Source organism: Zhongshania aquatica, assembly GCF_027257955.1.
Taxonomy (GTDB): Bacteria; Pseudomonadota; Gammaproteobacteria; order Pseudomonadales; family Spongiibacteraceae; genus Spongiibacter; species Spongiibacter aquatica.
In genome coordinates, this window is sequence record NZ_JANZNQ010000023.1 from 1 (window position 1) to 13,904 (window position 13,904).

Here is a 13,904-nt window from a genome sequence, read left to right on the forward strand (position 1 = left end):
TCCGCGTTTCCGAAGTCGATGCGCCTGTCGGCGTTTTTCTTCAAGAACTTCTAAGGATAATTTTCTTGCATCAATTTTTTCGTCCATTCGCGCATTATATCAGATACTTTTGATCGCCGGGTTAATAGTTTATAGAATGGCGATATAGTATTTTCATTCTGCTAATCACTTTCCATCAGGGGAATGATTCTATTTGATGGACAGTGATTCAAGTGTTGTTATGTCTAAGATGGATTTCTTGAGTGTTTCCATGCTGAAACGAGAATTCCGATAACGAGAACAAAGCACAAAAATACGCCCGGGAAAAAAACGAAAAACGAAATATCGTTCATTAGATTTGTTGTCGCGTCGAAAACGAGTCCGCGAGCGTCTGGAAAGAGTGGATCGAAGCTGGCTCCGATAACAATACTCCAAGAGATGACAGGTGGGAGTATAACCAGCCATTTTAAGTTTTTTACAAAGGTCGCGAACACCGGGAGCAGCGCAGCAATGAGCCATAGCATCAAACCATTTATGATTCCCTCCATATGCGCCATCCTCCAAGCATCGTATCTTCCGGGCATTTGGTAGTCAATTTTTCCGGGAATTGGCCAAAGGCTTATGTTGCCGGTGATAAAAAATAGAAATCCAAAACCTATGATAAACCCCGTTAGAAGAATCAGTGTTCCGTGAATAACTAGAAAACGTTGGTGCTTTAGGATGTCGTTTTTCATTTCGTAAATCCTGTACCTGACGGTGTAGTTAGGTTACCTGTATCTAGGTGCGCTAGAATTGCATTATTTTTTTTGTAAAGATCAATCCAATCTTTACTCCACTGAGGGTCATCTATATCAGTTGGGTGATGATTTGGGAGTGCAGAGTGAAGAAGCATTGGAAGTACGCCAGTTATGAACAGAAGGTTGTATTTTATGATGTGGAGGCGGTGACGTAGTTTTCCCCATGCGCCATCTTTTTTCATCATAATAATGTAGCCGCTCCGGCTAAATTTCATGACGTGGAGCGTCGCAAAGAAGGTGCCATATAATCGATGCCAGTAGCCGCCATAGATTGCTTGGTAGGTATCAAAGGCTGTGCATTTATGCTCAATTTCTTCAACAAAATGCCATAGAATCAATGATGCCACGCGAGGGTCAGATGTGCCAAAAAGGTAGTCCCGATTTTTGATCAACCAGTGACCTACTCCCAGTGCCATAGACTCGAAACCGGCGGCGTACGCTAGATTAAATTTCAGGCTTTTTTCTTTTTCAAAGATTGAGTACTCACTCAGCATTTGTTGTTCTAGTTCGTCGATTATATCGTAACCTCTCGATTTTATAATATCGTTAAATCTTCTATGCTGTTGATAGTGTTGCGCCTCTTGACCAATATAATCTCTAACTTCTTGAATTAGCGCATTATCGTTAAGTAGGGGTAGTGCTTTCTTCATTGTGCGGATTAGGTAGGGCTCGAGATATGGCATTGCCAAAGAGGCGCCATTTGCCATATAGCTCCACTCAGGCTTGGCGGCGTTCCATTTAATATCGATGTCATCATCAAATGTAAATGGCATACGTCTCACGGTTAACTTACGTTCTATATTTACATTGCTTGTCACGGTTCTCTCCTAGCTATGAGTGCGCGCGAACTCTATACTCATAATGGCTGCATATTTATTATTGTTTCTGATCAAGGTTGCTTAAGCTGCGGAGGTTTATATTCTTGGTACAGAAATTTTGAGTATTTCTGCCATTTTATTGTGATTGATTGACAGAACATTACCTCCATCTCTCTCGTAACGACGCCACGCAATTTGAATCAGCCCCTTTTTTCCGGCAACAAGTTTGTGTTTGCGTGGGTGGTAGTTAGATTTAAATACAGGTAGGGCATTAATGAGTAAGCGAAGTAGCATGTAACCGCAAAAACCCATTTTGCGTATACCGCGTAGCGGGTTTCGCCAGTAGCCTTCAACTACAGTCATGGCGATATAGCACTTTGTTGTTTCACCGGCAATGTGAATAAGCGCAGCGAGTACCATCCATTTACGATACCACTCGTTATCGCCATATAATGCTTTGTAAACGTCAAAAGCTACGGCACCATGCTCTATTTCCTCAACTTGATGCCATATCCAAAGCGCTTTCATCACGGGGTCGCTGTCTTTCATCCAGTGATCGTAATTTTCTAAAATGATGAGGCCTGCTAAAAAAGTAAAGGTTTCGTAGCCGGCGGTGTAGCCTATCTTGCGCTTTATCGAATCTGTTTTGCTGTGCGAAGTGAAATATTCATGAGCGGTATTTTCTAGATCAGCTATCTTCGGGTAGCGCTTTGCAAGCCACGTGTTGTAGTTAAGGAAATTTTTTGCGTGTTGAGCTTCTTGTCCGATTATTGCAGACATATCTTGTTTCAGTTTTTCGTCCGCGATCTTCGATTTTGTTTCTATCAGGGTTTTAACCAGATATCGTTCAAAGTGCGGTACATGTACTCCAAGGGCGTTGATAAACATTGAAAAATCCGGACTAGAACGACTCCATAGTGGATCTTTCTGTTCGATGTTTTCGAAGCAAAATTCCAGCTTTCTAACTGGAAAGTGATCCATAGGGTGATTGTTAGCGTCTAAACCATCGTGCTGAGTCATAGTCATCTCACTAAGTCTGGGTTGCTTTGTCTCATCATGTGTATATTTAAGTGTTACTCGATACGGTGGTCTCATTGAGTAATTGCGTCGTGTCGCGGTAAACTTTCTAGTCGGCTTGGATTTATACTTTTAAGATGAAATTTACTTACTGGGTGGTTCATGTGCTGGTGCCGCGAAAAGCAGTACAATGACAGCCCATATAGACGTGATTGCGGCCAAGATAGCCGGTAGATAGGCGAGAGCGCCAGCCAGACTTGCGGCGCCAAGACGGTTTGCCTCAACACTTAGGCCGTGATTTGGGGCAAACATTCCGAACAGGTAAAAGCAAAAATTTCCCCATATTGCTAATGCTATCCCGAAAAATATTAGTCGCGCTCGGTTGTCGGATAAATTAACTGTACGCATTACTAGGCCTAAGGCTAAAGCCATTATTCCGTTCATTAGTGTACCGACGTGGAGAATTCGCCAACCTGTATCTGTTCCCGGAAGATCGAATTGAAGAAATACTGGAATCGGGCTCAGCGATATGCCTCCAACCATTGAGAAGGCAAGCAGGAAGCCTCCTAAAAGGCCGACTAGCATTGCCGTTAGGCCGTGCTTAATTAATAGATTGGAGTAGTAAGCTCGCATTGTATCTTCCTCTGTTATTATCGATGACTAGCAATTCCAAAGCTGTGTATTGGTGGTGAAGAGCACGCTTCTATAAAGAATCCAGTTAGATCAGTAGGATATAGGGTCGCGCCGGCTTTTGAGCCGATCTTTAGTACGGTTATCGGGCGATAGCAATAAAGTTAATGTTAGATAGATAGTTCCGAGTTTTAACAAGTTGTACGGGTGTTGAGCCGGCTGAATATAATAAGTAGCAAGGCAGGTATAAATTGACCGATATTATCGAGACAAAGCTAAATCCGCCGTATATTCGTCATAAGCGAATGAAGCGTACCAGTATTGTTAAAAGGCTTACGCAAGGCATAGATACGGTAAATTTAGTCAGTGTCGTAGCGCCAGCAGGGTCGGGAAAATCGACATTGCTAGTAGAGCTGTATGAAATTTATCGTCTGGAAGGGGTCTCTTGTGCTTGGCTTAACCTTGAGCATAGTGACGATGATCCAACGCGTTTCGCTAGATACATCATATCCGCACTCCGTTCTATTGATAAAAAATTTTCTGAGAGAATGCTGTCGTATTTAACGCGCAATGTCTCTGCTGATTTGACGTCATTTTTCGACTCGATCATCCAGTATATCGCAGCTACTGATATCCCTTTCGCGTTATTTGTTGATGATTTTGATGTTCTGAAGAACCCAGGCATCCTAGCTTTTTGGACTCAATTTATTAGCTATGCCCCAGTCAATGCGCGGGTTGTAATCGCGTCGCGTTCTAAAATATCGCTGGATCTCAGTCGTCATAGAATTTCGGGAAGAATTTTGGAGCTGGGTCAGAGAGATTTAAATTTAAATGTTCCGGAGATCATGCAATTCATGAAGGAACAGCATGATGTCGAGCTACCTATGCAAACAGTACAGCTTTTGCATGATCGCACCGAAGGCTGGATGGTTGGGCTCCAGCTCGCGGGAATGACGATAAGTAAGTCTGATCGTAATAAAGAGGAAATTATCCGCGGGTTTTCAGCGAGAGACCGAAATTTGCAGGAGTATTTGTTTGAGACAGTTTACGGTTTACAGGATGAAGCGACGCGGTATTTTTTATTACGAACATCACCACTTAATCGATTCTCCGCAGAGTTATGTGATGTAGTGACTGATGGAAAAGATGGCTATGATCGGCTCGTACAGCTTGAAGCGGCCAATTTGTTTATTATTCCTCTTGACCGAGAGGGGCGCTGGTATCGGTATCACCATCTTTTTTCGGAGTATCTGATCGCGCAGTTGATTCGGCACGAACCAGATGATAAACAGGAAATTTGTGAGCTCGCAGCGGACTGGTGCATTCGAGAGGGCTATTTACTTGAAGCGATACAGTACTGTTTAGATGCTTCTTATTTTGAAAAAGCGACGGATCTCATTGCAGAGCATGCGAAAGCTGTCGCCATGGATGCGGGAAACCATACTATTATTTTTGAATGGATGCGAAAGCTACCACAGAAATATCACTACCGACGGCCAGAGATATTGTTACATCACGCGTGGTCAAGGGCGTTTTCGAGAGACGGGGTCAATAGCGCAGTATCGATATGTGACGAGTTCGAAAATCTTTTAGATGACGTCAGTAAAACGAACTGGGATTTGAGCGTAGAAGAAGTGCAGTCGTTTGTGCACCTTTCCGGTGTTATTCGCTGTGTCGCGTTGGCATGCCTAGAAAAGATAGAGTCATGCATCGTCACATCGATGGCTTTGTTGGCTGAACTACCCAAGGACGAGTATGTATTAATTGCATCAGCATCTGTGGCGAATGGATTTTGCCACTATCTTCAAAAGAATTTAGACCAATCGCTTAGTTCAGCAAATGACGCTTATGTTTATGGACGCAGAGGTGAAAGCGCTTATGCCGCGGTCTGGGGAGACTTTGTTGCGGTGATGTCTAATGTCGAACTCGGGCGGATTCATGCTGCGGAAGGTTTCGCGCACCGAGCGGAGCGAACAGTGGGCGAGGTTGCCGGAGGTAGTCAGGTTGCTGCATTGGCGGCTCTTGCTAAGGCAGAGGTGGAATGTCAACGCTGCGAGTTTGAACGCTTGGAAGAGTGCTTGGTAGGAGGGCGGGTTATTTCCACTATATCTAATTCGCCGGAGCCATTACTGATTGCGCGTTGTGGCGAAGCTAGATATAGGATGTGGATTGGGGAGTATTCCGCTGCTTGGCAAGTATTGCAGCGGGGGCAAGAGTTAGCGATTTCCATGGATATGCCTAGGTTGTATTTCGCGTTTATTGCGGAAGAAATTGAGATGAAATTACATATTGGTCGTGTTTCTGCCGCGAGAGATACAGTGAGGCGTACGGATTTCCTTAATCGCGAAAGTGTTCTTATTGATGCAAGTCATAAGACGGCCGCGCTTGAGTATATTGATTTGACTGAGGTGCGTTTACATCTCGCAGAGAATCGTGGACAGGCGGCGCTTACTCTAATAAATACTGTTTTTATTAATGCGCAGCGTTCCGGTCGAATAGGCTTGATGCAGCATCTGGATGCAATGTCGTCAATTGCATTATGGCAAATGGGGAAGGAAGCGGAGGCGATTCGTAAACTGGAAAATCTCATTAGTATCGCGGCACTTGAGATGCATATATACCCTTTGTATCGGGTCGGTCGTGGGCTAATCGTGATTCTCCAGCGTATTAATAATGCAAGGCTTAAGGCTGCGGGGAGTGATCAACAAGACGAAAAGCGTATTTTTGTGCAGCGACTGATCGAATTACTAAGCGATGACAAAGCGCTTGAAAAGTCGAACTTAGATGGGATGGAAGAGATAAATCCGCCAGTACTCGCTGAGCCACTGACGGACAGGCAGATGGAAATTCTGCGTTTGATTGGCGCCGGTTTAGCAAATCAAGATTTAGCGCATGAACTACATATTAGCTTATCGACCGCCAAGTGGCATGTGCATAATATTTTTGAGAAATTAGGTGTTCGGAATAGAACGTCTGCAGTGGCGTATGCGCGAAAAATAAATTTGTTATAGATTACATACATACTTTTGAAAGGACATTTAATGTGATGACAAAGTTCTTTACGATGAGTTTCGCTTTCCTTGTGCTGGCGGGCTGTGCTCAAGCTCCCGTTAACCCTATCGCATTCACTGGCCCGCTTGCGCATATTAATGATGCTAGCAAAAAAGTATCGATGGTAAGGACGCATTTCTTTGAACTAGCAATGATCGATGATCAGTCTATCAACGCCAGTTCTACGTGTACCTATGATAGTGGCGAGGATGTTCAAACAGGTTTGAGTGTATGCTCAGCTCGCCATCCAGTTCCCGCGGGAAAGCGCATATTGCATATTCGCGCGGTAAATTATCTAACCGTGCCCTTTTTCGCGCTGTTTACCAATATATATAAAGCAGAGGGTGATGTCGTACTGACGCTTGAAGCTGGTAAAGAGTATTTTGTGAAAGGCGAAATTTTTGACGATCGCGCGTCGGTTTGGATAGAGGACGCAAGAGGAGATGTTGTGTCACGAAAAATAGATAAGTGATTGCTATTTTTCGTGACGTTCCATGCCGTTGTACTCAAGCGGCTATTCTTACGCTACTTTGATTAAGTTCTTGTCTTATGTTCACATGCTTAAGCGGTCTTTAATTAGGGCATCAACCACCGTGGGGTCTGCCAAGGTAGTGATGTCACCCAGTGAATCCATATCTGATTCTGCAATTTTCCGTAGTATCCGTCGCATAATTTTGCCGGAGCGGGTCTTCGGTAAGCCGGGTGCCCATTGAATGGCATCCGGTTTGGCGATGGGGCCGATTTCTTGGCTGCACAGTGCGATAAGTTCGGCGCGTAAATTATCGTCAACCTCGGTGTTGTCCATCAGCGTGACGTAGCAATAGATGCCTTGACCTTTAATGTCGTGGGGGAATCCAACCACGGCGGCTTCAGCTACTTTTGGGTGCAGTACCAACGCACTTTCTACTTCTGCGGTTCCCATGCGATGCCCCGATACATTGAGTACGTCGTCAACCCGTCCAGTAATCCAGTAGTAGCCATCGTTGTCTCTGGTTGCGCCATCACCGGTAAAGTAATAGCCCTTATAGGTGCTAAAGTAGGTATCAATCAGCCGTTGATGGTCGCCGTAAATCGTTCGAATTTGACTAGGCCAAGAAGACTTAACAACCAAGTAGCCCGAACCTGCGCCCTGAACTTCGCTGCCATCTTCATTTAGCAAGGCGAGTTGTACACCAAAGCAGGGTACGCTTGCCGAACCAGGCTTGAGGTCGATCGCGCCCGGCAGCGCGGTTATCATATGGGTGCCGGTTTCGGTCTGCCACCATGTATCCACAATGGGGCAGCGAGAGTCTCCCACAACACGGTGATACCATTCCCATGCCTCAGGGTTGATTGGCTCGCCAACCGTGCCCAGTAAGCGCAAAGTACTTCTGTGGCTGCGAGAAACGTACTCATCGCCCTGTGCTTGCAGCGCCCGAATCGCGGTCGGTGCGGTATAAAATATGTTTACCTTGTGCTTATCTATTATTTCCCAGCAGCGGCCAGCGTCAGGGTAGGTAGGAACACCTTCAAACATCAGGCTCGTGGCACCGTTACATAAGGGGCCATAAACAATATAAGTGTGGCCTGTTACCCAGCCTACGTCAGCGGTGCACCAATACACTTCCCCCTCGTGGTAATCGAAGGTGTACTTAAACGTCATAGCGGCTTGTAATAAATATCCTGCGGTAGTGTGTAAAACTCCCTTGGGTTTTCCTGTCGATCCTGAGGTGTATAAGATGAATAGTGGGTCTTCTGCGTCCATAGATTCTGGCGGACATTCAGTGCTCATCCAGTTTACAGAATCGTTGTAGCAGAGATCTCGGCCCTCAACCCAGGGAATGTCTTTGTTGGTACATTTTACGACTAGGCAGGTGTGAACATCTGGGCAGTCAGCAAGGGCTTTGTCGACGTTAATTTTAAGCGATGTATTTTTTCCGCCACGGGTGCTCTCATCGGCCGTGATGATTACCCGACAATCTGCGTCCAGTATACGATCCTTGAGCGCCTCGGGAGAAAAGCCGCCAAATACCACAGAGTGAACAGCACCAATACGCGTACATGCCAGCATTGCATAGGCAGCCTGTGGAATCATCGGCAAGTATATACAGACTCGGTCACCCTTTTTAACACCGCGGGATTTTAAGGTATTGGCGAGCTTGCATACTTCATCTTTTAGCTCGGCGTAGGTGATGGCAATGCTATCATTGGGATCGTCACTCTCCCATATCAGTGCAGTTTGATTGGCACGTTCCGGTAAGTGTCGATCAATGCAGTTGTAACTAACATTTAGCTCTGCACCGCTAAACCATTGGGCTTGGCCCTTGCAAAAATTATAGTCAACGACACGACTCCAAGTTTGGTTCCAATCTAAGAACTCGGTTGCCATGTCACCCCAAAATCCACTTGGATCATCAATCGAGCGCTGATACATCTCTTGGTATTTTTGGGGCGTGATATGTGCATCGTGAAAATTTTTAGGCACTTTATACACTGGCGTTTTATTGGCTGGAGATGTGTGTGAGGTCGCTTGAGACATGGTAGCTGATCCGAATAAAAACATGTACCGCCAAGTGTCACTGTGTGAATAGTGGATGACAATTCAACTAAAGTCGTAAGCGTGGAGTGGAATTAGTCGGTGTCCTTACCGGCCTTCAATAATGTTGACGGGATCGACAGTCGTAGCTGCGTGTCTTTTCGCTTTTTTGTCCGCAGACATGATCGCTGCACATTGCTGCGGATCTTGCAAAATAACCACACACTCCAAGCATTGAATACATTCGTCGTAATCTATCTCCCCCGTCTTTTTAATGGCATCAACACCACAGCGGTGTTTGCAAAGCTGGCAAGGGCTTCCGCATTCCTGCCGTCTAGCTAACCATTTGAAGCGGTGAAATTTTCCCATAAAAGCGAGTGCCGCACCGAGGGGGCAGAGATAGCGACAGTAAAATTTATTAACAAATAGGCCTAGGCCAAGAATAAGAACGGCATAGATGACAAAGGGCCATTCGCGAATAAATACCAAGGTGACTGCGGTTTTAAACGGCTCAATTTCCGCCATCTTTTCGGCCGCCGTTAATGAGTAAGGTGCGGTAGCAAGCAAACCGATCAGAACGACATACTTTATTTTTAGCAGCTGTTGATGGCGGGTTGGATTGATGTGCCATTGTTTGATTTTTAGCTTTTCGGCCAGTGTGGCGATAAACTCCTGCATAATCCCAAAAGGACATAGCCAGCCACAGAATAGGCCACGACCCCATAGAATAAGCGTAAGCGCCGTATAGCATAAAAGAATAAAAATAATGGGATCTAATAAAAATACCTGAATATTGAAGTTGTTCAATACTCCCATAAGTAGCGCGATAAGATTGACCACCGAGAGCTGCCCTTGGGTATAGAAGCCAATATAGAATAGAGTGAAAAGCAAGAATCCCCGTCTAAACCACACGAAGCGGCGACTTTCTGCCACCAGTTTGCGCTGCATGACAAAGGCGATGGTTAGTATGACTAAGCTGATCGCCAAAATTGCGATTTGGATTTGCCGACCTTGCCACAGTTTTATCCAGATAGCCTCAGGCTTGGTGATTGTCGTCTCGATTTTCTTAAACAGCGTGACAGGAAGCTGGTAGTCGCTTCTAACAAAAATACTGTCGTGCACGAGATGATTGCGGTCTAACTTTATATTTAACGCCATTTGCATTGGCGCGCTTGGGTCAAACCCCGCTTGCGGACGAATTTTGAATATCCGGATATTGTCTAGTTGCGGTGCGTCCTTTAGTAAATTTGGTGTACTACTGTCGAAGAAATTTAGATCTCTCAGAGTAATTGGCAGATTGCGTTGCTCAAGACTGACTTGCTCAGGAATTGTGCCGGGACGAAAGTCCTTGCTGAGATAGTCATAAAAACCGCGCGACATAATGAGAATTGCTTGTTCACCATCGCTGAGTTTATCCATCAGCCGCACGTAGTCCGCGTCGCCGAGAAGATTCTTGCCAATACTCGGTGCGTTTAAATAGGCGTAGTAGATGTCGGTATTTTCATAGTCTAAATCGAGCTGTCCAGCGGGGTAGTTAGACAGTGATTGACCGAGTTCGCCTTCAACATTCTCCCGACTTAATATCCAGTGTTTTACCAATCCCTGATCGACTAGATCGTGCCAGTCCAGTGTTTCAAAGATCTCTTTGCGAACAGTTGCAGGGGCTTGTTGGGCAAAGGCGGGAAGGACGAGTCGAGCGACCTCTCGTGCGGATGACAGAATGGTGTCGTTTATAACAATGACAGATACCGTGGCTTTAGTAACGCCGTCGAAATAGGTGTTGTGTATGTCTTCTGTTTCCCCCGTTTTCCGGCCGCTAAACATGATCCGTTCAGATAAGGTGTGTAGCGGGTATTGGTCGATAAATTCCTGAAGTGGGATGGGGCCAAGACCGTGAAGAAAAATTGGCTCGTGGTGGTGTAAAATTTTTAATTTAGAAAATCGGCCATCAACATCCAGGCCAATAAGGATATTGATGCGCTCACCAGAAAACCCCTTAAAGTCCACGAAGTCGTTTGATTGATAGGCATAGCCAATGATGTCATTAAGCTGGTATATCGACCAGATTTTGGACTCAATATTTAATTCGGGTGGGCGTGTCGCGCGTGGGAAGAGCGCTAGTATGTCGCTTTCGAGTGTTTGCGTATCGTCTGTGCTCGCATAGGTGTTTTGCGACTGTAGCATGCAGAAATAAGAAAATACGATGATAACGAATAAGGCAATTAAGTTCTTACCTACGGGATGCTGGCCTAGGTGTTTTTTACCTAAACTTGTCCTTCTATTGAAAATAGGGCCTTGATTAAGCAGGCACGTTTTACTCATGACGGCACCTGATGATTTTATGTGTTATTTAATGGAGGAGCACTGAGCGTAGTGTCTATTAGGAGCTTAAGTTAATGAATAGGACTTCACGTGCAATTGCCTACTACTTTGGTGGTGAATAATACGAAAGTAGTATTTAGCTATGGGGTTTATCCACTTTAGTTTAATTGTACCTTAGTGCTCAAATGTTAGGCTGAATCTCTTTTAGCTTGTGCTACGGAGAATAATAATGAAAGGTTTGCCTGCCGCAAGTAACTGGCGGCTGCGTGGCGCGATGCTGGCTGCATTTGCATCATTATTCATGGCCGAATTGGCCTTTGCTGATACGGACAGCAAGGAGGTTGAAAACGTCAGCGTAGTCGGTATGTCACCTTTAGGTATTGGTGTGCTTACCGCACTGTCGCCATTTCAGGTACAAGTATATTCGGCAGCCGATATCGATAAGGACAAGTCCTATTCGGTGGCAGGATTTTTGGATCAACATGGTAGTGGCATTTCGGTGAATGACGCGCAGAGTAATCCTCTGCAGCCAGATATTCGCTTTCGAGGCTATGCCGCATCGCCGTTATTGGGTTCGTCTCAAGGTGTGGTGGTGTATTACAACGGCGTTCGAATAAACGAAGTGTTTGGCGATACTGTCAATTGGGACTTACTGCCTGCAAGCAGTGTGCAAGAGATGGCTTTGGTGGCCGGGGTGAATCCGGTCTTCGGCCAAAACGCCTTAGGCGGCGCCATCGTGATTAAGGGTAAAACAGGATTCTCGTCTCCAGAGGGTGCCCTTGACCTCAGTGCAGGCGCCTTTGGCCAGCGCGCTATTTCGGTATCTCAGGGCTTCCACGGCGAGAATTGGGGCGGATTTCTGTCATTAGAAAAATACGATGAAGATGGTTGGCGAGATTTTTCGCCCACTGAGGCAAGGAGTGCCTACGCGTCGCTAAGTCGCCACGATGCGCGTAGTGAGCTGGATGTGTTTTTTAATTTCTCTGATACCTATTTAAAAGGCAACGGTGCAATTCCCGTCGGTTTGTTGGAGGCAGACAGAGAGGCAGTTTTTACGCATCCGGATTTAACAGAAAATCAGATGAGTATGGCGAATATTGTCTACTCACGCTGGTTGTCCGATGATGTAAAGCTATCGTCAAATCTCTTCTACCGTCAGGTGAATACCAATAGCTTTAATGGTGATGGAACCGAGTTTGAAACGTGTGACGCGCCCAACGATGATGTCCTCTGCGAAGATGATAGTGATGAGCTAGCGCGAGATCAGTTCGATAATCCCGTAAGTAGTGAATTTAACGCGGTCAATAATATCAGCCGTAGGCAGCAACGAAGCTGGGGCGCGAGTGCGCAGCTCTACTGGAATGTAGAGTTAGGGGAGCTGGTTCACCACATTACGTCCGGGGTGGATTATCTGGCGGGAATGACAGATTTTAATTCTCAAGTTGAATTTGCAAGGTTAACGGAAACGCGATCGACAACTCGATCTGGACTATACGACGCAGAAGGTTTCACATCCTTGCGCGCCGTTACAAGAATGGCTGCGTGGTATTTTTCTGACACATTTCTGCTTAGTGAACATTTTAGTTTAACTGCCATTATGCGTTATAACGTGGTCGACGTTGGGTCAAAGGATTTGAGTGACGAGCGCCCTGAATTGACTGCAAATCATCGCTATAAAAGTATGAATGGCGGACTTGGTATGAACTGGGTCTTATCAGAATCGCTTAGTATGTATGCGGGAGCGTATCAATCGTCGAGGGCGCCAACCCCAGTTGAGCTTGCTTGTTCCCACCCGGATGCCCCCTGTGTATTACCCAATACCTTCCTTGCCGATCCGCCCTTGAAGGACGTGCTTGCCCGCAGTATTGAATGGGGGCTGCGTGGTGAATCGGTGATCCGTCAAAAAGCAGCGCTGGAATGGCGTGTCGCTTTATTTAGTACTACTAACCACGACGATATTCACTTTCAAACGGTGGGCGGTGTCTCGTCCAATCAGGGATTTTTTACCAATATTGGCGACACGAGGCATCAAGGTCTAGAAGCGAATACCGCGCTAAGGAGCGGCAAGTGGCTTGTGGATTTAAGTTATACCTACCTCGATGCTAGGTATGAAACTGCATTTACCTCTTTTTCACCGAATCATCCCAATAGTGTTAATGGGGCTTTGATGGTAGAAAAGGGCAATAAAATTCCATCTATACCTGCGCATAACGCCAAGGTTTCCCTTGCTTACGAATGGACAGAAAAACTACGTAGTCGCATTGCGGTGAATGCCAGCAGCGGCGTGTATTTGCGTGGTGATGAGGCGAATCAAGATAGCAAAACAGCCTCTTATTCTGTGGTGAATGCCAGCATCGAATATCGTCCCACTAAGCGAATAAGGTGGAATATTGAGGCCAAGAATATTCTTGATGAAGAGTACGAGCGCTTTGGTCTATATGGTGAGCCAGATGAAGTCTTAGAAGATTTAGATAATGAAAGTCCAAGATTTTTGAGTCCCGCAGCACCACGTAGTGTAGTGCTAGGCGCAAGCTACCATTGGTAGAAAAATATCTTCTTTGTCCCTGGCTATGGTAGTCGGGGGCAAGATTTTTTAATTTTTATGGTCCTCATTTTATATCTACTTCTAACAATACCCTTTGTGTCTTTCCTTTATCGTATTCCTTTTATAAGGCGCCGTGGGCTGTCTAAACACCAGCAATAGTATTCTGCGGTCCTTTAGAAGTAGTACTTTCCTAGTTAGGTCTCATATCCAAAAGACATTTTATTTTGGCG

The 13,904-nt window shown here is 45.6% G+C and carries 9 protein-coding genes; 3 read left to right on the plus strand and 6 right to left on the minus strand.

Translation table 11 applies throughout. The annotated features are described in order from the left end of the window. Positions 1 to 224 precede the first annotated feature (224 nt). From O9X78_RS17150 to O9X78_RS17165, 4 genes are all read right to left on the minus strand, one after another. The gene (locus O9X78_RS17150; RefSeq protein ID WP_269620934.1) at positions 225 to 713 is read right to left on the minus strand and encodes a styrene oxide isomerase; all 489 of its coding nucleotides are present in this window, start codon (positions 711 to 713) and stop codon (positions 225 to 227) included. Then, positions 710 to 1,594 carry a metal-dependent hydrolase gene (locus O9X78_RS17155; RefSeq protein WP_269620935.1) on the minus strand — a complete coding sequence of 295 codons (885 nt, stop codon included), beginning with the start codon at positions 1,592 to 1,594 and terminating at the stop codon, positions 710 to 712. Before O9X78_RS17155 ends, O9X78_RS17150 begins: the two co-directional genes overlap by 4 nt. Before the next feature lie 96 nt (positions 1,595 to 1,690). Next, positions 1,691 to 2,614, minus strand: a complete 924-nt coding sequence (locus O9X78_RS17160; RefSeq protein ID WP_269620936.1) for a metal-dependent hydrolase — start codon at positions 2,612 to 2,614, stop codon at positions 1,691 to 1,693. A gap of 141 nt (positions 2,615 to 2,755) precedes the next feature. Further along, positions 2,756 to 3,244 (minus strand): styrene oxide isomerase, encoded by a 489-nt coding sequence (locus O9X78_RS17165; RefSeq protein ID WP_269620937.1) that lies wholly within the window; start codon positions 3,242 to 3,244, stop codon positions 2,756 to 2,758. 248 nt (positions 3,245 to 3,492) lie between these two features. On the opposite strand from O9X78_RS17165, the gene O9X78_RS17170 reads away from it, so the two are divergent. Together O9X78_RS17170 and O9X78_RS17175 are read left to right on the plus strand one after the other, a co-directional pair. Next, positions 3,493 to 6,252 carry a winged helix-turn-helix domain-containing protein gene (locus O9X78_RS17170; RefSeq protein ID WP_269620938.1) on the plus strand — a complete coding sequence of 920 codons (2,760 nt, stop codon included), beginning with the start codon at positions 3,493 to 3,495 and terminating at the stop codon, positions 6,250 to 6,252. A 35-nt stretch (positions 6,253 to 6,287) separates the two neighbouring features. After that, the gene (locus tag O9X78_RS17175) at positions 6,288 to 6,764 is read left to right on the plus strand and encodes a hypothetical protein (protein WP_269620939.1); all 477 of its coding nucleotides are present in this window, start codon (positions 6,288 to 6,290) and stop codon (positions 6,762 to 6,764) included. Between the two features lie 81 nt (positions 6,765 to 6,845). Here the strand turns inward: O9X78_RS17175 and acs are convergent, their stop codons facing one another. Together acs and O9X78_RS17185 are read right to left on the minus strand one after the other, a co-directional pair. Next, positions 6,846 to 8,810 carry an acetate--CoA ligase gene (gene acs / locus O9X78_RS17180; RefSeq protein ID WP_269620940.1) on the minus strand — a complete coding sequence of 655 codons (1,965 nt, stop codon included), beginning with the start codon at positions 8,808 to 8,810 and terminating at the stop codon, positions 6,846 to 6,848. Positions 8,811 to 8,915: 105 nt separating this feature from the next. Continuing rightward, the gene (locus tag O9X78_RS17185; protein WP_269620941.1) at positions 8,916 to 11,129 is read right to left on the minus strand and encodes a 4Fe-4S binding protein; all 2,214 of its coding nucleotides are present in this window, start codon (positions 11,127 to 11,129) and stop codon (positions 8,916 to 8,918) included. 229 nt (positions 11,130 to 11,358) lie between these two features. Between O9X78_RS17185 and O9X78_RS17190 the strand changes: the two genes are divergently transcribed. Further along, the gene (locus O9X78_RS17190; RefSeq protein ID WP_269620942.1) at positions 11,359 to 13,674 is read left to right on the plus strand and encodes a TonB-dependent receptor; all 2,316 of its coding nucleotides are present in this window, start codon (positions 11,359 to 11,361) and stop codon (positions 13,672 to 13,674) included. The last annotated feature ends 230 nt before the right edge of the window (positions 13,675 to 13,904 follow it).